Below are 23,266 nucleotides of genomic sequence, written 5' to 3'. Positions count from 1 at the left end.
TTTTATTAGACTAGAGTCTATCCCAAGACATCGCCAAATGATGGAGGATCCGACGGCGAAGCTTCCAACAGATGGCCCTGATGCTTGAGTTCAACCACTTTCACTGTAGGGGTTGAGTATTCTTTTTTCTGTTCGGTTTCGTTTTTCATATTTACCCATTCGTATTATTGAATGTTTTACTTTTTCAAATAAACGCCCTTGGCCATGTGGCTTGCATCGCGGACAGAACGGCCCTTCAGGTCGTAAGTACGTTCCGTGCGGTTCAAGCGGATTTCTCCGGTGCGGCTATTGAACTGGCCGATGACGGTCGTCTGTTCCTCGCCATCCTTTTTGCGGTCAACCACAACAACGTTCATCGTTTCCGGAATGTCGTTGTCGATAGAAGCAGTCTGGCGCAAGACATAGGCACCGTTCGAGTTAACCGATTGCGGTACCGGACTCTTGTAGATATAGGCGCGGAGTGGCTTGATGAAGGCGCCTTCGCCCACCTTGACAAACTGGCCAACCGAGATGTCAGACGTGGCGGTACCCGCAAAGCCATAGGCTGCAGCCTTGTTCGTACCCAACACTTCTGGACTGTTGGCATCCCAGGTTTTGCCTTGGACAACGCCACGGAATACATAATTACCATACTTATTGTAATCATCAGACTGCATTACATCAAAATCACCATCCTCTGTCGGAGTCGCCTTAAGAACAAGGTCAGTCGTTTTATTGATTACAATGTTCGTTGCTTGGGATTTGAGCTTGATTAAATACGGCTTGTACGCTTCCATCGTATATGATACACTTAACCAAATACTGCGCCAAACAAGTTCCACAGCCACATACTTATTATTACTTTTATCAACGCCTATGCCGAGGAACTTGAAGACCAGATCTAAATTCTCGATTTCTTCAGCCTTGATTTCGAACGGGAACATAATAGTGGAATAATTATTTCCCCCTACGACAACAGGGAACGTACGTTTAAAAATAATCGTGTCAACAACCGTATCCTTCGCAAAGTTCACAGCTTCATTGCCGCTATAATCGCCGTCAATAATACCAATAGTCTTGCTACCAGGAGTTACAATTTCGACAGCTTTTGCTGGGCGCATGAAAGGATTTTCTTCAATACTTCCTTCTACATCATCGACGGTAACAGTACCGACAAGTCCATCAGATCCTCCAATGCTATAAGGAGCTTTCTTTCCCTTTATTGCTATAACTTTAGCAACATCTTTTGTAATTGTAACTTTTCCACAGGACCCACTGTTTCCACAGCCAATGCCGGCAGCACCTTTACCTCCCATTCCCGGCATCTCATCACCTCCCATTGCTATAATTTTACCGCCACTGATAGTTATATCGCCACACCCCGATTCTTCATAACCGCCACCGCCAATGCCAGCTGCATATAGACCACCAGCGGCGGTAATTTCACCACCTTCGATAGAGATATTGCCTCCATAAGCATCCTTGCTAGAGCCAATGCCGGCCGCAGTGAAACCACCCGTTGCTTTAATTACACCACTTTTGATAACTATATGGCCACAATTTGTATAACGGTTACAGCCGATACCAGCTCCATAACCATTGCTACTTGCTTCAAGGGAACCATCACCCTCAATTGTCATCGTATATTTTTGGCCATCTATATCATCTGGCACCTGGACGCCCGGGAAATTACCATAATACCCCTTCATGATATTTTTCCCACTAAGATCGAGGGTACAGTTCCCCAGACACCTAATACCAGCCGACTCAAACTGACCTTCATTCACACCAAGAACTTCAGCGTTTGAAAGCGTGATTTTAGCATTGTTGGCGACTAAAATTCTGACCTTCCTTTTAGTCCCATCAATGGTACCAGATATGACATCGCCATCCTTTAGCAAAAGTTCTTCACCAACTTCAGGGACTACTGAGATATTGTATGCCTTTCCTGCAAACGATGTTGAAGCAACAATTAATAGTGCAGAAACCACACGATATATATTTTTCATATAAAATTCCTTTGTTATGTTTCAAGCATCCCTCAAAAACTACATAAATCATACATTTTTAACACGACTTCGTCAAGTTTGTTTATAATACAAAAACACCTCGGAGCACTCGCTCCGAGGCGTAACAATGCCTTGCGGCATCATTAGGGTGTGTGGTTTAGGAGGATCTTTTAGATGAATACGGCTAGGGCAACGGCTCCATAGCCAAAAACAGTTGCTAAAGCATTCTGCTTTAAACTCATAATCATCATCCCATAACTTCCCTTGCATGATTGCAAGATTTTTCCACTTTGAAATTTAGATTTTCTTTTGCCAAATTCCCTATTTCTGCCATTTTTTATCATTGACATTTTGGTAATGGGGCAGCGATAAAAAACACCCCAGAGCTTTTGCCTTCGGGGTGTTTTTCGTTATTTGGTTTCGGAATTGTATGAATTTTATCTAGCAACAGACGTCATGAAGGTCTTGCGGCCGTCGATGCTCTTGAGCATGTAAACGCCCTTGGTAAAGCCCGCCTCGGAGAGCGCGACTTCAGCTTTTTTACCCCTGAGATCCACCGTGCCCATGAGCTTTCCGCTCACGCTATACACGCGGAATTCGCGGGAGCCGTTCGTCTGGAACCGCACAGCGTTCCCGATACCCACCTTTTCCACATCGCCAAGAGAGAACCAGTCCACGTTCACGTTGTCGCCCGTAATCACGAGACGGATTACATGAGTGCCCTTAGTAAGCTTGGCCTTACCACCTTCGAATTCCTTATAAACGCTCCAGTCCTCGCCAGTCTGCGGAACCGTAATGGTATCGCCAATTGCCTTGCCGTCGGCCAAGAAACAGAAGCTTGCGCTTTCCATGCCTGTAGAAGCCGATGCCTTGATGGCATAATCGCCATCTTCCGGAACTTCGACCGTGTATTCGAGCCATTCGCCAGAAGCCGTGTAGCCAATAGCCTTGCCCGAGCCGCCTTCGACAATGTCAACGCCCAAATCTTCGCGGAACTTGGCATCGCCCTGGTTTTCGGAATCGTTATCGCTGTAGGAATCTACATCGCCACCGCGGCCAACGCCCGGGATGTCATAATGTTCAGCTTCAATCTTTGCCGGGAGCGTCACAGCCTTTTCGCCATACGGTTTCTGCGGTTCCGGAGGAGTCGTGCCACTACCTTCGAAGCCCCAAGCCTTGATAGCCATCGTGGAGTCCTTGGAACCCTTGAACACGAAGAACAACTGTTCGACAATACCCTTGAGGCCTTCGACTTCGCAGGAGTTATCGGCAAAAGAGTTCTTGCTGCCGGTATTCTTGAGCGTGCAAGTGCCAGCGAGCGTACCCGTTGCAGAGCCCATGCGGATTTCAATCTTGTTGCCATCATCCGTGCTTGCGGCCTGAACGGTCAAGCTCGTTGCAGCCGTGCCAAAGTCAACACCCGAAACGCGAATCCAGGATTCCTTGGTAGAAAGCGGGAGCAAGAGGTGTTCTGCGACCTTGCCCGGAGCCCAGTTCGAACGGCTACGGATGCCCTTCTGCTTAGAACTCGTCAAAGCCGGGTACCAGTCATACGGATCAAAGTTTTCAATCTGCTTCGGGCCTTCCTTCGTGAAGGTCAGTTCCTTCATCGTCCCGTCGGCATTGTAAGTAAATTCATCGACGCTCACGCTGCGGTGGAATGCCGGCACCGGATTCGGGCGGCCGTCGTCAGCAGGAATCTTTTCCAAACCGTCATAGCCGTTTGCAATGCGACGGTCATGATAAGCCACATACCAGTGCCCCTTGAATTCGGCAATGCCATGATGGTTGTTGTTGTTCGCATTGATGTTCTGGCCGCCAATGTTCGGGTTCCCCATGAAGATACCCTTATATTCGTAAGGACCCATCGGGTTCTTGGACATACCATAGGCAATGCGCAAATCCGCCGTACTGTAAGAGAGGTAATAGTTGTCTTTGTACTTATGGATGTAAGATGCTTCCATCGCCTTCGGACCGCCGATTTTCAGCTGGGTCTTGGAGCTCACATCGAAGCCCTTCATATCCTTGTTGAACTTGTAAATATTGAAGATATTATTGTTGTTATTGGCTGCCGGGCGGCTATTGCTTTCGCCACCGCCAAACGTGAAGTAGCCTTGGCCATCGTCATCGAAGAAAATTGCCGGGTCGAAGCACCAACCAATACCGTCGCAGTCCGCAAGACCGCCACCCCAGTTGTTGATGAGCTTCTTGTTGCCCGAAACCGGGTTCGTCCACGGGCCAGCAATGCTGTCGGCACCGATGAGGCCAACGCCGCCACCACCGCCATCCGGGAATACAATGTAGAGTCTACCATCGTTCGGGTTCACCGCAATACCGGAAGCCCAAATATCGCCAATACCGTCGACCTTGCGGGCATCGTAAATGATACCGAAGTCGGTCCAGTTTTTCATATCCTTCGTGCGGAAACCGTAAAGGGCCTTGATATTATAGCCATTGGCATTCGATGCAGCAGGGTCATCCGAGTCGGTTATGACATAGAAATAAGTATCATCGGCAGCGGCACCCGGGTCGGCCAAGTAATGGTAAGCCGAAATCGGGTTATCGGCAAGCGCGCTCACACCAAAGCCCGCAAGCATCCCAAATACTGTTACGCTCTTAAGTAGTCTCATTGTTCACTCCTTAGGATCGATCACACACCGTCAATCCATCTTTTTTTATAAAACTATCTCAAAAAACGCCCCAAAGAGCCACTTTCGCCATATCTATTATGGACAAAAAGTCAATAAAAGGCGCAGCCTAAAAACCGTTTTTTTCAATTCAAGAAGTACTTCATGCGGGCGGGGCCCCAGCTCGGAGTTGCGAAGGCCGCACGGGCCCCTCCCTGCACCCTCCCCATCCTTGGCCGACGCTTTATTTTTCAGAACGTAAAATAAACATCTCTTTAAACAAATAGATTTCTCGCTTATAGGCATTTTTTACAAAAAGTCAATAATAGGCGCTGCTTAAAAAGCAAAAAAAGGACTCCTGAGCGAGGAGTCCTTTCTAGAGGTGTGTGATTTATGGAAAATTAGCGGTTTCCGCGGACTTTTGCGACCGCGCCATTTTGACGGTTACGGATGATGCAAACGCCCTGCACGTTCCTGGACTGCGGATTGTCGCGCCAGAGTTTCTTAGCTTCGTGGATATTGCGGGCCGTGAAGCTAGAAACCTTCTTGCCGGTCAAATCGAACACGTCGAAGTTAGCGACAGCATCAGCACCAAGCACCCTGAAGCCCTTGATACCAATCGTTTCGTCGTCCGGGTCCTTGGCATCCTTGCCCTTAGCGAACGTCATGTAGTCGATATCGAACCAGTCGCCCGTAACGGCAAAGCGGAGGATATGTTCGCCGGCCGGGAGCGTCACGTTGGCCTTGACCTTCACAAAGTCATCCCAGCTGTCGCCGGAAACCGGGACTTCAGCGATGGACTTGTCGTCAATGGAAAGCGTAAAGCTAGCCGTGGAATTGTCCGTTGCCACAGAAGCAAACATCGTGTAGTCGCCAGCCTCCTTCACGTTCACGGTGTATTCGAGCCATTCGCCCGCCTGGTTGTAACCCACGACATAACCCGTAGCCTTCTTGTAGATGTCCACGCCAGTGTCTTCGCGGTAGCTCTTGCCACCGTTTTCAACGCCATGGTCTTCGGAATCATTTTCGCTGTAGGACTTGATTTCGCTACCGCGGCCAGAGCCCGGAATGTCAAAGTCTTCCATTTCAATCTTGCCCGGAATATCCCAAGCCTTGCCGCTAAACGGCTTCTGCGGTTCCGGAGGAGTCGTGCCACTGCCTTCGAAGCCCCAGGCCTTGATAGCCATGGTAGAGTCCCTGTCGCCCTTGAACACGAGGAACAACTGCTTTACAATGCCCTTGAGGCCTTCAACTTCGCACTTGTTTTCGGCATAGGTATTCTTGTTGCCAGTATTCTTGAGCGTGCAAGTACCAGCGAGCGTACCCGTTGCAGAACCAGTGCGGATTTCAATCTTGTTGTTATCGGCAGCGCTTGCAGCTTCGACTGTGAAGCCCGTTGCAGCCGTACCAAAATCAACACCCGAAACGCGGAGCCAGGATTCCTTAGAGGAAAGCGGGAGCAACACGTGTTCGGCAGCCTTGCCCTGCACAAAGTTAGAGCGGCTGCGGATGCCCTTCTGCTTGGAGCTCGTGAGTGCCGGATACCAATCGTACGGGTCAAAGTTTTCAATCTGTGCCGGACCTTCATCCGTCACCTTCACCGTCTGAATGGTGCCGTCAGCATTGTAGAACATTTCGTCTACGGAAACGCTACGGTGATAGCCTTCGTTCGGTTTCGGCTGACCGTCATCGGCCGGAATAATTTCCAGGCCGTTATGGCCCTTGGCAATACGGCGGTCATGATAGACAACATAAGAGTGGCCCTTGAATTCGGCAATACCATGGTGGTTATTGTTGCCGTTGATGCTACGACCGTTCATGCTCGGATCACCGAGAATCGTACCCTTCCAGGTGTAAGGACCCATTACGTTGTTAGATGTGCCATAGTCAATCGTCGGAGCGCCCTGCTGCCAACCGGTACTGTAAGAGAAGTAGTAAGTACCCTTGTGCTTGTGGATGTAAGAAGCTTCGAGCATTTTGCGGGTCGGCAAGTTGTTCACCTTCACATGGGAACCGTTGCCCACCGGGGCGTTCTTGGCATCGTTCAACTTGACAATGTCGAAGTTATCAGTGTTTGGACGGCTAGTGCTTTCGCCGCCGCCCCATGTCACGTAGGTGGTTCCGTCGTCATCGATAAAGATACCCGGGTCAAAGCACCAGGAAACGCCATCGCAACCGATAATGCCACGGCCACCAACAAGCTTATCCTTGCCCTGGCCCACAGCATTTGTCCAAGGACCTTCAATAGCAGGCGCCTTGATGTAGCCAATGCCGCCGCCACCGCCATCCGGGAACACGATATAGAACGTACCGTTATGAACAGCAATGCCAGAAGCCCAAATGTCGTTAATGCCACTTACCTTGCGGGCATCGTAAATAATACCGTAGTCAGTCCAGTTTTGCATATCCCTACTGCGGAATGCATAAAGGGCGTAAATCTTGTAACCATTGGAATTGGCAGGCGCCGGGTCATCGGAGTCCGTGATGATATAGAAGTAATCATCGTCAGCGGCTGCACCCGGGTCAGCCAAGTAATGGTAAGTAGAAATCGGGTTGTCAGCGAGAGCGCTTACTCCAAAGCCCGCCATCAATCCAAACATCGTTGCTTTCTTAAGTAGTTTCATAACACTCCTTAGGATCGACCATACACCGTCAATCCATCCAATCTAAAAGTATGTCCAAAATCACAAAAAAGAACGCGGCGGTCCGCAAGCATCATGGACAAAACGTCAACGAGACCGTAAAGATTTGGATGCAAAAAAGGCTCCTCTTGCGAGAAGCCTTTATTGGATGGATGTATGTATTAAGAAATTAGCGAGTGGTGCGAACCTTGGCAGTAGCACCAGTGCTACGGTTGCGAATGAGGCTGAAGCCCTGCACACCATGGGCGCCTTCGCGCCAAATCTTCTTAGCATCGGCCAAGTTGTGAGCCACAAAGGAGGCCACCTTCTTGCCGGTCAAATCGAACACGTCGAAGGTTGCGGTAGTCATCGCATTCATGCGAATCTTCTGGCGGATAGCCACTTCTTCACCTTCATCCGGATCCTTGGCGTCCTTGCCCTTTGCAAACTGGATATAGTCAATGTCCATCCAGTCGCCAGTCACCGTAAAGCGGAGAATGTGCTTACCAGCCGGGAGCTTCACGTTAGCCTTCACCTTGCTGTAGTCGTCATAGTTTTCTTCGCCATCGTTCTTCGGAACCGTAATCGATTCCGTAATATCGTCGCCATCGATGGAGAGCTTGAAGCTAGAGGTTGCATTGGCAGAAGCCACCGCTGCAAACATCGTGTAGTCGCCTTCTGCAGCCACATCCACGGTGTATTCCAGCCATTCATCTGCCTGGTTGTAACCGACGACATAGCCTGTTGCCTTCTTGTAGATATCGACGCCCGTGCCTTCGCGGTAGCTCTTGCCATCGTTGGAATCTGCACCATGGTCATCGGAATCATTATCGGCGTAAGAATCGTTACCTGCGCCATAGCCCGGTTCATCGAAGTTTTCCATTTCGATCTTGCCCGGAATTGCCCAAGCCTTGCCGCCAAACGGAGTCTGCGGTTCAGGTTCACGCTTCGTGCCCTGGAATTCCCATTCGAGAATACCCATGGTCGAATCCTTGGAGCCCTTGAACACGAAGAACAATTCATCGACAACGCCCGTAAGGCCAGTCAATTCGCAATCGTTGTCGCCAAAGGTCATGTTATTGGCAGTCTTTGCAATCTTGCAAGTACCGGCAAGCGTACCACTTGCGCTACCCTTATGGATTTCAATCGTGTTGCCATCGGCCACGCTTGCAGCCTTAATGCGGAGGTTTTCAGCACCTTTACCGAAGTCCACGCCAGAAACACGGATCCAAGATTCACTACGGCTCGTGAGCGGCAAGAGCACGTGCTTCACCGGCTGACCCTTAGTCCAGTCAGTACGGCTACGGATGTTCATCTGCTTGGAACTCGTCGTTGCCTTGTATGTCTTGTACGGGTCAAAGTTCTTGATTTGTTTGGGGCCCTCACGGGTGAAGGTGAGCTTGTTCATCTTGTCGCCATTCCAGGTGAGTTCATCGATGGACACGCTTCTGTGGTTTTCGTAGTTCGGATTTTCGGAACGCACGCCCTGCTGCGTCGTTGCAGCCGGATGGTTATTGGAAGTCACCAAACGGCGGTCATGGTACACGGCATACCATTTGTCCTTGAACGGAGCAAAACCGTGATGGTTGTTGCCGCCTTCGCCGTGAGCATCGGGCACAGAGCCGATGCCCGGAATGACCTGGCCCACATAAGTATAGGGCCCCATAATCTTGTTGGACGTACCGTAATCGATAATCTGGCTACGGTTATTGAAACTCAAGTAATAAGTGTTCCCCTTCTTGTGCAAGTAAGGAGCTTCAAAGGAATTCGGCAACTGGACTCTCGTAAGGGAGTTCTTGTCCATGGTAATTTTGCCGTTGCTTTCGGTAAACTTGATGATATCGAAGTTGTTGCCATAGGGGCGCTGGCCGCTTTCACCACCGCCAAAAATCACGTAGCCCGTGCCGTCGTCATCAAAGAAAATGCCCGGGTCAAAGCAGTGCGCGATGCCATCGCAGCCGCCGATAACGCTGTTGCCACCGCCAGCGATCCTGTTCACGCCATGAGAAGCCTGGATCGGGTCCGTATAAGGGCCGTCAATTGCAGGGGCCGTAATCATGCCCACGCCGCTCGCGCCATCGGGGTAAACGATATAGACCTTACCGTTTTTCACGGCAATGCCCGAAGCCCAGGTGTTGTTCGGATAGTTCCCGAATTCACGCCTGGAGCGGAAAATCATGCCGTGATCAGTCCAGTTCTTCATGTCTTCAGACGTGAAGGCGTAAAGGCCGACAATATCGTAGTTCCAGTTCGTCTGGTTGTTATAGTCATCCACATCGGTCAAGATGTAGAAGGTATCACCGTCAGAGGCGCAAGAAGGGTCCGCCAGATAGTGATAGCTAGAAATAGGGTTGTCAGCAAGCGCACTTACACCAAAGCCAGCAAATAAGCCCAGTGCAGCCAAACGTTTCATGTTCATACACACTCCTTCGGACCAGCCATACACCGCCAATCCATCCATTATTAATCTACCTCCAAACAACAAAAAAAGACCTGCAAAGCGATGCAGGTCCATTGATAAAATGTCAATAGTGGATAAATCTACTCTTCTTTCCGGACAACGCTCTTCTTCACAACCGGGGCGTACGGGTCAAAGATACCGTAGCCAAAGACTTCGATATCGTCCACCCAGACTTCCGTATCCATAGCGCCGAAAATGCCAATCTTTGTGACACTGTCCTTCACCGCTTCCCAACCGTAGTTACCGCCATTGCTGTCAGCCGTATCCAGTTCCGCCGGAATCACGGTAAACTGCGTCCAGACCGTATCCGCATCGAAATGGCGCCAAGACTTGATATTGTCAGAACTTGTCACAGAATCATCGTTTACGAACCTGTCGAACGAGAACGAGACTCTAGACGGGGCCGAGACGCGGACCCAGAAGCGGATGGAATCCAGATTGCTCATGTTGACATAACCGCCAAGTTCACGACCGATAAGTGCCCAGTCCCACTGAGCCGCAGAATCGCGTTTGCAGATAAAGTGGGCGGCCTTACCTTCGCGACCAAGACCTGCCGATTCAATGTTGAAGCGAACCTCAGCGTTGAGCGATGCGGTAGCTTCCCAAACGCCAGCGCCATTTTCAAAGTCGTCAAATACAAAATAGTTCTTGACGTACGCAGAGTCGCCTAGATAAAGCCCAGCATCGGACTGCGCACCGACGTCTGCCTCAATGCGGCCATATTCCGTAACCGAGTCTGCGCCAGATTCATTTACAAACGCGACAATTTCGACATTACCGTTCGGGAGCGATTCAAATTCAAAGTAACCGGTAGAATCCATCGGGACCTGGTAGTCCAAGCCCTGCACAGAAACGGTTGCAGAACGGCGGACCAACTGCGGAAGGCCGACACGACCGGAAACCTTGGTCGGTTCAGAAACTTCGACTGTCAAAGGAGTCGTGGAATCAGATTCCACATAGGCAATCTTTGCAAAGCCCTTCAAATTCAAGGAATCATTACGGGCTTCGATTACATAGGAGCCCGACGGGACATCAGACAGAACCACTCGGCCCTGCTCGTCCGTTTCGAAATGCAACTGGTAAAGGGAGTCCGAACCCAGTTCGGTTGCACCCGACAAATAAGATTCAGGGCGGACAATAACGTCCATACGTGCAGCAGGCGTGCCATCGGCCAATTGAGTAAGCACCGCGATGGAATTTTCCGTTTCCATCGACGATCCAGCGGTACGACCGCTATCGCAGGCGACATTGCACAGTGCCAACGTCGCCAACCCATATGTCCACGCCCGTTTAATCATTTTTTATCTCCTGCACCTTCCCCTTTTATTATAGTATTTTCCGAAGCCCCTCCTTTACGGGCTACCGGGTAAAATGCCATAGAAAGCTGCATAACACGGTCAGGATTCTTGGCTCCGTCTACTCTTTTTTGGACTAAACGGCGGAATTCCCTCAACATGTCGCCCAAATCCTCGAAGCAGGACTGGTCTACAGAAAGAGTCAGTGTAGAAATATTGCGTTCATTGACGGGGACGTTTTCGAGCGCGTCGCTCGCAAGGCTCAACACCTGGCGCTGGAAATTGCGCACAGCCTTGGCCTTTTCGGGGCCCCCTACTGTCAAATGGGCTTCGGTAAGTGCGAGCTTGCCCGATGCAAGCTTTTTCACGAGACCGACGCTCTTTAAAGTTTCAATGGCTTCGAGAGCCTGTTCCTCGGTAATCGGCGGGCAAATGTCCCTAGCAATCTGCTTGACATTCACCACCCCACCGTTCAATTCCAGGTAGGCGCGTACCGCAGGAATCCACCAGTTTTCAAGAAGTTTAAGTTCGGCGGCTTGCAAAGAATGGCGTTCCACATCGCGGAGCGAAAGTGCCTTCGCCATAAGTTCTTCGCGCTTGGTCTTATCCTTGCTGACAGCAGCAGAATAGAGGAGGTCGAAGTATTCGGCCTCGCGACCACTCAGCGCAAGGATTTCCTTTGCCGCAGGTAATGCATGAGCAGGCAAGTGCTGCTTCTTTTGCAATACGCGATAGAGATAGCTGGAGTCTAGCCCGAGCTTATCACCCATCATGCGGTAGCTGTAGAAGGGCATCTCGACCTTGCGCCTGTCGTAGAATTCCTTCAAGAAGTCGCGGTAATCCGCTATGTCAGAAAAAGTAACCATCAATATCTAAAATATTTAAATCTTACCCTCGAGGCCCCTCAATGTAAACATTTGGTATGGATATTTTGTCAACGGGTGGTCGGTAGCAGGTTTTTGGGGTTAGGGAAAGTGGTAACTAAAGATAATAAATAGATAGAATATCATTTTTGAGGGAAATGGCGAAAAAACGACTATTTCACAATTTTTTTGAGTTTTAGCAGTGAATTAATTTATTCAAAATAAATAAAATTTCAATTGACGCCAAATTTGCATCGCACAAAAAAAAGCCCGCGCACGGCGGACTTTTCTATTATAACCAAGACTTCACTGGATTGGGCTAAAGCCGTTCAGGATGACGGGATTGAAGGCAGGCGTTCTAACTTATTCTTCGCCGAGGTATTCCACAGCAAAGATAAGCGTTGCGCCACCAGGAATCGGACCTGCACCACGGCTACCGTAGCCAAGGCCAGGCGGCACCACGAGGATTCTCTTTTCGCCGGGGAGCATGCCCTGCACGCCGAGTTCCCAGCCGCGAATTACGTTGCCTGCACCGAGTTCAAATGCAAACGGCTGACCGCGATCGCGGGAGCTATCGAACTTGTAACCGTTCACCATCCAGCCCGTGTAATGCACAATAGCGCGGTGGCCGGAACGGGCCGGTTCACCATCGCCCTGCTTCACGACAGCATAGCGCAAACCTTCAGGACCGTTTTCGTACTTGAGGAGCGTCGTATCCGGGAAGAAGTCCATGTTCTTTGCAAGTTCCGGATCCAGTTCAGAAGAAACCATTTCAACGCGGAACACGAGCGTAGAGTTCGGCGGAATCATCGAGAACGCCATAGCGCCATAACCCATCGCCGGAGAAACGCGCAACCAGCGCACGCCGCCTTCGCGCATGCCCTCAAGGCCTGCTTCCCAGCCCTTGATCATCTTGCCAGCGCCCATCACGGCTTCAAGCGGCTTGCCCAAATCCTTGGAGCTACCGAACTTGCGGCCCGACAAGAGCCAGCCCGTGTAGTGAACCTTAATGGTATTGCCAGCAGCATTCAACTTGCCGCTACCGACCTTTTCGTCATAGACCTTAAGACCGCGGCCCATGTCGCGCCACTTGAGCTTTTCGACATCGGCAGGGAATTTGTCTGCTTCGAGCGGCTTTTCAGCATGAACAAGTTCAACAACGAACATCAAATCGCTGTTAGGCGGAATACCTTCGAGCGAGTTGTCGCCATAAGCCATCACCGAGGGCACCGAGAGTTTGCGGACTTCGCCAATCTTCATGCCCAAAAGACCCTTGTCCCAACCTTCAATCACCTGGCCTACGCCAACCGTGAATTCAAGCGGTTTTTCGCTGTAATAAGAATTTGCAAAATACGGAACTTCTATAGTCGAATCGGTTGCCGCTTTGTTCACAATGGCACTGTCTACTGCCAAATAGCCTTTATAATGGACCTGGATCAATTGACCTGCACGAATGGGCTCTCCACTACCTTCCTTGAGCGTTTCAGAGCTGAACGGAACAGCCCAAGCAACACTACAAGCAAGTAACACAAGAAAAAACTTTAATTTTAACATAATATCTCCTATCTTATAAAATAGAAAATGCTAGTTTTTGAGAGTAAGGATTTATCGTAAACGGATTTAAATATGCTATCAATCATTATCGTCATCGCGATTGTGCTATTGTCCATCGTCCTCGCCGGCATCGGCATTTATGTGGGCACGCGCAATTCCGACGAAAAAGAGCCGTCCAAACCGGTCATCGACGTATCGGGCCAGTATGCGGCTATCGGTCGCCCCGCCCGCGAGACGCTCACCGCCGTAAAGCCTTCCGAAGCATCTATCAGGGCATGGCTCGAAACGCAAGATTTAACACCAGAACAAAGGTTATCCTACATCGAGCAGTGGAACGCCACGCTAGAGGAAACCATCAGGACCATTGACGAAGGGGACAAGAACGGCACGGCCACTTACAGAATCGTGCTTGGTCCTAAAGGCAAAAATTATTGCAAATTCGTCAGTGAAGAAAATTTCATCACCCGCGAACAGATTCGTAATCACGCGGAAATTTTACCCCCCTATGTCTTGGGCTGCGACTGTAAGCTTTTACCGAAGCAACCCTGGGAAAACCCGAGTAAATCCGGATGGAAGGCAGTAATCCCGACACACGGAAACACCTATAGCGTCCCGGATTGGAGGCAACTTGCGTAAGTCACTATTATCTGCAATTCTTTTAGCCCCTGCCATGGCTCTTGCCACAGGCTCGGCAATCATTACTCTCCAAATGCCCGTTGGTGCCCGCCAACTTGGTATGGGCGAAGTCGGTGCCGCACTCGCCGATGACGCTACTGCCATGTATTACAACCCGGCAGGCCTCGCATTTGGACCGCTCGCCGACGAATGGCGCAGTTCCTACAAAGCCGATGCCAAGCAAACACCGTTCTTTACGCACATGGCATCCCGTTCCAAGAACGGATTCTTCGACAAGAGCGAACTCTGGGCCGGTACTACAAAGGGTATTCTCAAATTCGACGGCGAACAGTGGGTCAACTACTACTCCGTCACCTTGCAGGGTAACGCAAAGATTAAGGACGCTGTACGTACCTTCGTCGGTACCGAACGCGGACTCGATGAATACACGCGCGTTGTCAAAGCTTTTAACGATGTGAAAAACGCAGACGACGAATCTCACGTCGTCGAAGTCAAGATGCCCTGGGACTTGGTCGTCAAGGACACCATCACAGCAATCCTCTACGAAAGCCTTACCGAAAAGCTCTGGGTCGGAACCCCGAAGGGTCTCTACCGCTTTGACGGCAAGGGCTGGAAGTCCTTCGAAACGGAACTCGGCGAACGCCGCATTACAGCACTCACCAAGCAAGGCACCTCCCTCTGGATTGGTACGGACAACGGCCTCTTCGTCTACCGCAATGGCGCTTTCGAACAGAAGGGTAAAGTCCTCCCGAGCCAAAAGATTAACGCACTCGTCTGGTCCGAAAACCGCAAGGAACTTTACGTGGCAGTCGACGGCGCTGGTGTTGCTCGCCTTACCCCGAAAAAGAGCTCTAACGACAAAGACCGCTGGAGCCTGTTCAACCAGGAAGACGGCATCATGGACTTGAACCCGACCGCACTTGCAGTCGACAGTTCGGGTCACGTTTGGGCAACCCACAAGGGCGGTCTCTCGCACTTCACGCTCCGCAAGTGGGAACAGGTACAGTTCGCCAACAACACTGTAAATGACGTTTCTGTAGACCGCAAGGGTGCAATTTGGATTGCAACTGACCTCGGCGTTTGGCGCCACCTGCCGGATTACGCTACTGCAAGTGGACGTAAGGCAGAACTCGAACGCAGTTCCAAGGAAGACCCCGAAGCCACCAAGCGCGACGACGAATGGACGCACTACCACCAGGGCAATGGTCTTTCGACCAATAGAGTCTGGGCAGTGCTCCCCGAAGGTAACGACGTTTGGTTCAGCACGGCAAACGGCATGGAGCAGTACAAGGACGCTGACTACCAGCTCACCGCATTCTACGAAAAGCTTTTGCCGGTTTTGAACATTCCTGACCTTTACCACCTCTACGGCGGTATGACCATTCCGCTCAACGACTGGGGAACGCTCGGTGTTTCCGTGAACTTCGTTTCGTTCGGTTCTACAGTGGTTTCGGGCGACCTGGATGCAGATGACCTCGTGGCCTACAACAGTTCCGAAATCGTCGGCGGCGTAAGCTACGGCACGCGCTTCCCGAACGACTGGGGCCTCGGCCTTTCTATCAAGTTCTTCTACTCCGACCTGAGTTCCGGTGCAGCTGCCGGCGAAGAAGAAGCAACGACGTTCGGCTACGCATTCGATATCGGCGTCTTGAAAAAGAACCTCATTATCCCGAAACTCAACTTTGCATTGGTCCTTGCAAACATCGGTCCGAGCGTCTACTATGTAGATAAGACAATCGAAGACCCGATTCCTTTGACTTGGCGCCTCGGGCTTTCTTACGAAATCTTGAGCATGGCCGATTACAAGTGGACAGTCGCATTTGACTACAACCGCGAAGTTGTGATGGATGACGACAAGGGCAATCCGGAACCGTTCTACATCGCTTGCTGGAAATCGCTCTTTGATCCGGAAGACGACAAGACGAACACGTTCCTCCAGGGCGTTTTCAACTTCGGTACTGAATTCATTTATTCTAACACGATTGCTCTTCGCCTCGGTTACTTGTACGACTACAAGGGCAAACGTAACGAAGTGGACTTCGGTGTGGGAGTGATGCTCTCCGATGTGCTGCAGTTCGACTGGGCTACAATCAAGAACGTAGGCCGTGCAGACGGCGTTCGCGATGGCCAGATGCGCTTCGGCATGCTGTTCAAGTTCTAAGCAGTCTCTGCCTCCACGATGTCATGCCGGACTCCGTTCTCTTTGACCACTTAGAGCTTTGACGCTTTGCGTCAGCATCTTCGGCTCAATCATGACAGTCTGCAAGCAGCCTGTCGCGACACTCGCCTTGAATGCAACTAGCTCTTACGTGGTCATGATCCGCGAATGGGGAGGGCATCTCCTTTTATATGATAATGGGAAAAATCGCGCCCTATTCCACGCGCTCTATTCTTCGCGTTCGAGAATAATCAGCGCACGGTCTTGTGTGCTGTTCGGAATCGTGTAGAAATGCTTCCCGACAAACTTGTAACCGAAATCTTCAGGGTAGAACGTCTTGAGTTCATCGGCTACCGCAGGGCCCTTCATAAAGTACACGCGGCCACCAACCTTGAGTGAATTTGCAATGCGCGGGAGCGTTTTTTCCATGAGCTCAAACGCGCGGCTAATCACGCCATCGACAGGGATTGTCATGCTGCGGCTCGTGACCTTGTGGCCAAACACGTCGATTCCCTTGAGGCCCATTTTTTCAATGACCATATTGAGAAAGTTGATGCGGTTCGGGCGCGGTTCGCACAAAGTAAGTTGAATGGACGGGTTCACGATTTTAAGCGGGATTCCGGGAAATCCGGCACCACTGCCAACGTCAATCATGCGGGCAGGCCACTTGGGCACATAAGCGTTGATGAGCGTGCAGTCAGCATAATGGCGTTCGACCATCGTCTCAAAAGCATTGAGGCGAGTTAAATCCTGGTCATCGTTATTCGCGCGGAGCAACTGGTGAAATTCCCAAATTTGCTTGAGCGTTTCAGGTTGGAGTTCCACACCATAGTAATGCAAAAGCTTATCGAGCCCCGCAAGCGAGGGTGTTACGCGCTTTCCGTTAAAAAGCGGAAACTCCGTGCGAGGAGCCTTCATGTGCGGGATAAAGTCCTTGCCAAGCGCACTCGCGCCACGGGGTTTGGAATTTTTTGACCAAGAAGAATTTGCCATGTTTCAAAATTTAGAAAGTTTTTCATTCTTTTTTTAGTCCAAAAGGCTCTCTCGCGGGTGTTTATATAAGGGAGGTTCTTTTGAATCGAATACTTTTAATTTTTGCACTCGCTATTTTTGCAATAGCCCAAGCCTACGCCGAAGAAACATCAACAATTGCACCACCGCTAGACGCCGCGCAAGTTTTCGAATGGTGGGACGACGGCATCATCACGCCAGCAGAGGCCGATGAAATTTTCTCCCGACTCGAAGAAGAAAACTACGACGAAGCGTGTTTACTCGCCGAAGTTTACGCACAGGAGCCCTGTGCAAATTTCAACAAAACCACAGAAAAGAAACCTCGTAAAAAGCGGAAATCTAAAACCGCAGAAAGCGCGCAGTCCGCAAAAACGACGCCGCCACCATCCATCATCCCGCACGGGCACTTCACATGGAAAGGGCAATACGATAGCGATGGCCACTTGAAAAAGCACCGTGAAGAACTTCAAGTCCAGTTCTATTACTTCAGGCTCCGCCTTGGATCACAAGAATTGCTATCCTACCGACGTGACAGTTACGAAGCTCATTTCGGACAAATTTCAACCCTAGAATTTCACAGCCATTTGCCGCTCGACACCCTCTGGGGAGCAACAGTTCTCTACCCTGTCGGTAAATTCCGGCTAGGCGCGCACCTCGACACCAGCAAAGCGTTCCACGCAGGGTTAGACTTTCACCCCAACCGCACGAACCAAATTTCCGCCTTATTTTGGAAATTTCCAAACGCAACCGCCATCGCATTGCAAGCGCACACCACACTAGGGCAAATATCCAGCTGGTACCAATTCGGGCAAGACCTCCCGCTTATCAAGATTCAACTGCAAAACCAAGGCGACCGTATCTCCTGGAAAACAACAGCCTACATCCACGGCGATTCCATCCCGCAAGGTCTCAACTTGAGCAAAATCATAGCCGAGAACCGCCTTTGGGCATCGCAAACAATCAACGTCCAATGGCCCGAAGTATACAGCACCGTTTTCTCCATCAAGGCACGCGTGCTAAGCCCAATCGCCTCGGACTCTGTAAACGCCCGCTTCAAGGCAACCCTGACCTCAGGTCCCGACCGATTCCGCCCAAGCCTGAGCGCAACCTGCATCGAAGCAAGCGAAAACTGCGACCGCACCGAATGGAACGGAAGCATAGAATCCACATGGGAGTCGTTTACGCTCAAGGCAAGCGCCAAAGTCCGCCGCGAGGACAGCCGCACAAAAACACCCAAAATCGAACTCGGCGCAGGCTACCACAGCAACAACGCTCTCGCCAAACTGACCATTGCGTTTCCACAAACGAACCCCGCCAAAAGCATCTCCGTCCAAAACGAAATCAAGCTAAACAGCGACTGGCTCGGCTGCGATTTAGTCTTCGCCTTCAAGAAAACCAGAACCAAAACATTCAGTCCTAGCTACGCCCATTTGCAAGCTAGCCTCAAATTTTGAGACATTTTATCCCAAAAGGCACCCTTTTCAATAAACTGGACACATTTGTAACCATAATTTTCTTGAGGAAACAGGTTTACAGCCGTAAAGAAATCTATTATTAATAATACCCAAACACTCTCAGACTCCTTTAGGTTCCCTCCTTTGCCTGAAGGAGTCCTTTTTTTTATCTTAGGGATATGTTTTATATCGCTGCAATCATCGGTTCTATCGTCTTTTTGCCCTCCATCGCACTGAACATAGCGCTTGCACTGGGCGCACCGCTCGGCATGTACGCCATGAACGGCCGCCACAAGGTCGTACCGCAAGAAGTCCGTCGGGCATTCGTATTGCCGATTATCATGCAATTTGTGGCTTTGTTTACCCTTTTAAGCGCAGGGCACGTGCTGCCTGAGACGATTCCATTTGGAATTATCCGAATCCTTGCATTTTTCTATGCAGTTTACCTGACGTTTTACACGGCAACGGTATTCTTTAGCCTGAGCGCCAAAGAACGCCATGTGATGGGACCGCTCGCCATAGCATCGACCATTTGCTTCTGGATTGTCGCGGTAGGGACTTTAGGATAAATGGAAAAGCAACAGCCGAAGCATAATTACCAGGTAGACCTGGACCGCATCATTCGCAGGCTCGAAAAGACCGGCGAAGTGCCGACGCTCTTGTTGCACGCCTGTTGTGCGCCATGCAGCAGCTACACAATTGAATATCTTTCCCAATATTTCAAAATTACGCTTTTCTATTACAACCCAAACATTGCCCCCGCCGAAGAGTACCAGCACCGCGTAAACGAGATTAAACGATTTGTCGCCGAATTTAAGACAAAATACCCCGTTACACTCGTCGAAGGCGATTACGACCCGAAAAAATTTTACGATATCGCTCGCGGACTAGAGCATGAACCCGAAGGGGGCAAGCGCTGCCGCAAATGTTTTGAACTCCGCCTCGCCGAATCGGCGAAACTTGCCAAGGAACTGAACTGCGACTATTTCACCACAACGCTTACCATCAGCCCGATGAAGGATGCCCAGGTGCTCAACGAGGTGGTTCAGGAACAATGCGACATTTACGGCATCAAGCGTCTCCCGAGCGACTTCAAGAAGAAGGGCGGCTACAAGCGCTCCATCCAGCTATCGCACGAATACAACCTTTACCGCCAGAATTTTTGCGGGTGCGTGTATTCCATGCGCGAGGCACAAGAACGCGAAACGAATAAAACCGCGTGACATTTAAGGCGTTATTATATATAATTCTATTAAATGACCAAAATCAGGGGATACATATTCGCCGCTTTATTTGCCGTCGTAGCAGGCTGTAGCAACGACGTCGCTGACGCGCATAGCGAAGAACCCCATTCCGGCAATATCGAAATTATCAGAGTCCCCGACAGCACAGACAGCGAAAGTTCTTCAAGTTCGTTTTCACGCTCGAAAATAACAAACATCTTTTTTTCAAACCACGTTGAAGTTATAGTATCATCGTCAAGTATTGAGCCCTCGTCGTCGAGCAAAGCACCGGAATCAAGCAGTTCAAAGCCGGTCCCAAAATCGTCCAGTTCCGAGGCGAAATCATCAAGTTCCGAACCACCCAAAAGTTCCAGCGCCACCCAGAGCAGCTCCAGTTCCGACGCCCCCAAATCCAGTGCCGCACTCTATTTTTACGATTGCACCGAGCACGACTGCGTCACCATGGAATACTTGAATCCAGACGTTTCTTACGGCGAATTTTTGGACAAGCGCGATGACCAGGTTTACCGCACCATCGTCATTAGCAATCATGTGTGGACCGCACAAAACATGAACTATAAAATCGAGACCGAAGAGGGCAGCGAAGAAACCAACTGGTGTTACGCCAACAACCCCGAACACTGCCAAAAATTTGGAAGGCTCTACACTTGGGAAGCCGCAAAAAAAGTTTGTCCTGAAGGTTGGCATTTGCCCACTGTCGATGAATGGGCGGAACTTTTAAAGGACCACTCTTGCAGCATTGAACCTTATCAAGACACCGTTCTCATTTTCAATTGCTCCGGAGGCGAATTAAAAGCAGCCGAAACATGGGGCAAAGTCAACAAGGATCCCAACGGTTTTTCCGTCGTTGCAGCAGGAATTCACTACACAGACGGATTCCATTCGTACAACGAATACGCATTATTTTGGACATCAACAGAATTTGAAGATCCTTCCTTCTATGCGGCTAGTTTCAATGAATCCGATGGTGCAACCCTTTGGCCCCATAACAAAAACGAATACGGGCTATCCATCCGTTGCGTCAAAGGGAACGCGGAATAAGACGAAAATAAATTTCGCCGGCACTTGCGTTTTCTATCTTTAGATTTATAAACTTTTCAACCCCAAAGTTCCATTATGTACGATCCTCGATTTTTACCCATTTGCAAAGAAGACCTGGACGAACTGGGCTGGGATTACGTTGACGTAATCATCATCAGCGCCGACGCCTATGTGGACCACCCTTGCTTTGGGCATGCGGTTGTCGGGCGACTTTTGGAACACGAGGGTTTGCGCGTGGCGATTTTGCCGCAGCCGAACTGGCGCGACGACTTGCGCGACTTTAAGAAGCTCGGCAAGCCGCGACTTTTCTTTGCCATTTCGAGCGGCATGGATTCCATGGTGAACCACTATACCGCCGCCAAACGCCTCCGCAGCGACGATGCATTTACACCGGGGAACAAGGCCGGATTCCGCCCCGATTACGCGACATACACATACGCAAAAATTTTGAAGAAGCTCTACCCCGATGTGCCATTGCTCATTGGCGGCCTCGAATCGAGCCTTCGCCGCGTGACGCATTACGACTACTGGAGCAACAAACTCAAGCCGAGCATTCTGTTTGATACGCAAGCCGATATTCTCGTTTACGGCATGGGCGAAAAGCCGCTCAAGGAAATCGTTCGGTTGCTCAAAAAAGGCGTTCCGTTTTCGAGCCTGAATTCCGTTCCGCAGACCGCCTACTTGGCGCCCAAGGGGAACGTCCCGAAGAACAGCAAGTGGGAAGACTTGCAACTGTACAGCTACGAAGAATGTCTGGAAAGCAAGAGGAACCAGATCGAAAACTGCCGCAGGGTGGACATCGAATGCAACAAGTGGTTCCAGCACCGCATTCTGCAAGATGTCGCCGAACAGACCGTGGTGATTAACCCCGCGTACCCGCCGATGGAATACGGCGAACTCGACGAAAGCTTTGAATACCCCTACGCCCGCGAACCGCACCCGCGCTACAAGAAGCGCGGCAACATTCCGGCGTTCGACATGATCAAGTTCAGCATCAACACGCACCGCGGCTGTTTTGGCGGTTGCAGTTTTTGCGCCATCAACGCACACCAGGGCAAGTTCATCGCAAGCCGTAGCCGCGAAAGCATCCTGCGCGAAGTCGAAATCGTGACGAATATGGAAGGCTTTGCCGGAACCATCACAGACCTTGGCGGCCCGAGCGCAAACATGTACAACATGCGTGGCCGAGATCCGAGCCGTTGCCAAAAGTGCGCCCGTGCAAGCTGCCTTACGCCCAAGATTTGCGACAACATGGACACGCACCATAAAGAAATTTTGGAGCTGTACCGCGAAGTGCGCAACCATCCGAAAGTGAAGCATTTGTTCATCGGAAGCGGTGTGCGCTATGACATGCTCTTGCAGGAGACGGATGACGAAGAACTCCGCAAGGACCACGAAGAATACGCCCGCGAACTCATCGACTACCACGTGAGCGGTCGCTTGAAAGTCGCTCCAGAACACACAAGCGATGCCGTGCTGAAATTGATGCGCAAACCGAGCTTTACGCTGTTCCACAAGTTCAAGGAATTCTTTGACGACGAATGTAAACGCATCGGCAAAAAGCAGCAGCTGATTCCATACTTTATCAGTAGCCATCCGGGATGCACCGAAGCCGATATGGCCGAACTTGCACTCGAAACAAAGCAATTGGGTTTCCAGTTGGAACAAGTGCAAGACTTTACACCAACGCCGATGACCATTGCGACCGAAATGTTCTACGCCGAGATGACGCCAGACGGAAAGCCGCTCTTTGTCGCCAAAACGCCCGAAGAAAAAGCAAACCAGAAGCAGTTCTTCTTCTGGTACATCCCGGCAAACCGCCCGCACCTGCGCGAAGTTTTGGAACGCCTCAAGATGGGTAAGGTCAGCCGTTTGTTGCTGAGCCGCACTGCAATGGCGGAGGGCAAGGAATACTTCCCGAGCAAGGAACGCGAAGAAAACGAAGACTTCCGCAATCGCGAAATGCAAAAGCGCGACGAACGCACAAATGCATTACGCCCGAAAAAAGAGAAAGTCAAGAATCGTTGGAGAGACGACGGGTACGAGCTGCGCGAAAATCGCTTTAGCGAGAATCGTGGATTCAGCGAGAGTCGCGACCGTTTTGAACGAGATGGAGAACGCCAAGAACGCCGCGACTTCCATCGAGATGAACGTCGCGACTTTGACCGCCGCGGGAATCAGCAGAATGCGCCGTTCCGCGAACACCGCAATGTCGAAGACAAGAACCGTTTCAACAGCGGCGAGATAAACCTCGCCAGCCGCCGCTCACACGGCAAAGGATTTAAGAAACCATCGTTTAAGAAGTAGTTTTAG

Annotated in this window: 16 protein-coding genes; 7 read left to right on the top strand and 9 right to left on the bottom strand. The window is 50.6% G+C overall.

Features of this window, described 5'->3' with window-relative positions:
* Window positions 1–17: 17 nt before the first annotated feature.
* The 8 genes from BUA34_RS16165 to BUA34_RS05425 form a co-directional block, all read right to left on the bottom strand.
* Window positions 18–149 carry a hypothetical protein gene (locus BUA34_RS16165; RefSeq protein WP_256375015.1) on the bottom strand — a complete coding sequence of 44 codons (132 nt, stop codon included), beginning with the start codon at window positions 147–149 and terminating at the stop codon, window positions 18–20.
* A gap of 27 nt (window positions 150–176) precedes the next feature.
* Window positions 177–1,988 (bottom strand): hypothetical protein, encoded by a 1,812-nt coding sequence (locus tag BUA34_RS05455; protein ID WP_072827728.1) that lies wholly within the window; start codon window positions 1,986–1,988, stop codon window positions 177–179.
* Window positions 1,989–2,425: 437 nt separating this feature from the next.
* Complete coding sequence (locus tag BUA34_RS05450) at window positions 2,426–4,618, bottom strand: carbohydrate-binding protein (protein WP_072827727.1); 2,193 nt, start codon at window positions 4,616–4,618, stop codon at window positions 2,426–2,428.
* A gap of 398 nt (window positions 4,619–5,016) precedes the next feature.
* Entirely contained in the window at window positions 5,017–7,239 is a 2,223-nt protein-coding gene (locus tag BUA34_RS05445) for a carbohydrate-binding protein (protein ID WP_072827726.1), read from the bottom strand.
* A gap of 187 nt (window positions 7,240–7,426) precedes the next feature.
* Window positions 7,427–9,655: a carbohydrate-binding protein gene (locus BUA34_RS05440; protein WP_072827725.1), complete on the bottom strand. Its 2,229-nt coding sequence runs from the start codon at window positions 9,653–9,655 to the stop codon at window positions 7,427–7,429.
* A 122-nt stretch (window positions 9,656–9,777) separates the two neighbouring features.
* The gene (locus tag BUA34_RS05435; protein ID WP_072827724.1) at window positions 9,778–10,995 is read right to left on the bottom strand and encodes a hypothetical protein; all 1,218 of its coding nucleotides are present in this window, start codon (window positions 10,993–10,995) and stop codon (window positions 9,778–9,780) included.
* Window positions 10,992–11,858, bottom strand: a complete 867-nt coding sequence (locus BUA34_RS05430; protein WP_072827723.1) for a DUF4423 domain-containing protein — start codon at window positions 11,856–11,858, stop codon at window positions 10,992–10,994. The genes BUA34_RS05435 and BUA34_RS05430 overlap by 4 nt, the downstream gene beginning before the upstream one ends.
* Before the next feature lie 360 nt (window positions 11,859–12,218).
* Window positions 12,219–13,409 carry an FKBP-type peptidyl-prolyl cis-trans isomerase gene (locus BUA34_RS05425; RefSeq protein ID WP_072827722.1) on the bottom strand — a complete coding sequence of 397 codons (1,191 nt, stop codon included), beginning with the start codon at window positions 13,407–13,409 and terminating at the stop codon, window positions 12,219–12,221.
* Window positions 13,410–13,481: 72 nt separating this feature from the next.
* On the opposite strand from BUA34_RS05425, the gene BUA34_RS05420 reads away from it, so the two are divergent.
* Together BUA34_RS05420 and BUA34_RS05415 are read left to right on the top strand one after the other, a co-directional pair.
* Window positions 13,482–14,045, top strand: coding sequence for a hypothetical protein (locus tag BUA34_RS05420; protein WP_072827721.1), 564 nt, complete (start codon window positions 13,482–13,484; stop codon window positions 14,043–14,045).
* Window positions 14,038–16,206 carry a PorV/PorQ family protein gene (locus BUA34_RS05415; protein WP_072827720.1) on the top strand — a complete coding sequence of 723 codons (2,169 nt, stop codon included), beginning with the start codon at window positions 14,038–14,040 and terminating at the stop codon, window positions 16,204–16,206. Before BUA34_RS05420 ends, BUA34_RS05415 begins: the two co-directional genes overlap by 8 nt.
* A 225-nt stretch (window positions 16,207–16,431) precedes the next feature.
* On the opposite strand, the gene rsmG is transcribed toward BUA34_RS05415, so the two are convergent.
* Window positions 16,432–17,196: a 16S rRNA (guanine(527)-N(7))-methyltransferase RsmG gene (gene rsmG / locus BUA34_RS05410; protein ID WP_139255881.1), complete on the bottom strand. Its 765-nt coding sequence runs from the start codon at window positions 17,194–17,196 to the stop codon at window positions 16,432–16,434.
* Window positions 17,197–17,276: 80 nt separating this feature from the next.
* Here rsmG and BUA34_RS05405 point away from each other — a divergent pair, with 80 nt between their 5' ends.
* The 5 genes from BUA34_RS05405 (at window position 17,277) to BUA34_RS05385 (ending at window position 23,260) form a co-directional block, all read left to right on the top strand.
* Entirely contained in the window at window positions 17,277–18,668 is a 1,392-nt protein-coding gene (locus tag BUA34_RS05405) for a hypothetical protein (RefSeq protein WP_072827719.1), read from the top strand.
* Window positions 18,669–18,847: 179 nt separating this feature from the next.
* Window positions 18,848–19,237 carry a hypothetical protein gene (locus BUA34_RS05400; RefSeq protein ID WP_072827718.1) on the top strand — a complete coding sequence of 130 codons (390 nt, stop codon included), beginning with the start codon at window positions 18,848–18,850 and terminating at the stop codon, window positions 19,235–19,237.
* Window positions 19,238–19,891: an epoxyqueuosine reductase QueH gene (locus tag BUA34_RS05395; protein WP_072827717.1), complete on the top strand. Its 654-nt coding sequence runs from the start codon at window positions 19,238–19,240 to the stop codon at window positions 19,889–19,891.
* A gap of 33 nt (window positions 19,892–19,924) precedes the next feature.
* A complete protein-coding gene (locus BUA34_RS05390; RefSeq protein ID WP_072827716.1) occupies window positions 19,925–20,953 on the top strand; it encodes an FISUMP domain-containing protein in 1,029 nt (342 codons plus the stop codon).
* A 75-nt stretch (window positions 20,954–21,028) separates the two neighbouring features.
* Complete coding sequence (locus BUA34_RS05385) at window positions 21,029–23,260, top strand: YgiQ family radical SAM protein (RefSeq protein WP_072827715.1); 2,232 nt, start codon at window positions 21,029–21,031, stop codon at window positions 23,258–23,260.
* The last annotated feature ends 6 nt before the right edge of the window (window positions 23,261–23,266 follow it).

The sequence above is a fragment of the Fibrobacter sp. UWB12 genome (genome assembly GCF_900142485.1).
In the GTDB taxonomy this organism is placed as follows: domain Bacteria; phylum Fibrobacterota; class Fibrobacteria; order Fibrobacterales; family Fibrobacteraceae; genus Fibrobacter.
The sequence above is the reverse complement of the archived record's forward strand: the minus strand, read 5'-3'. Positions and strand labels throughout refer to the sequence as shown.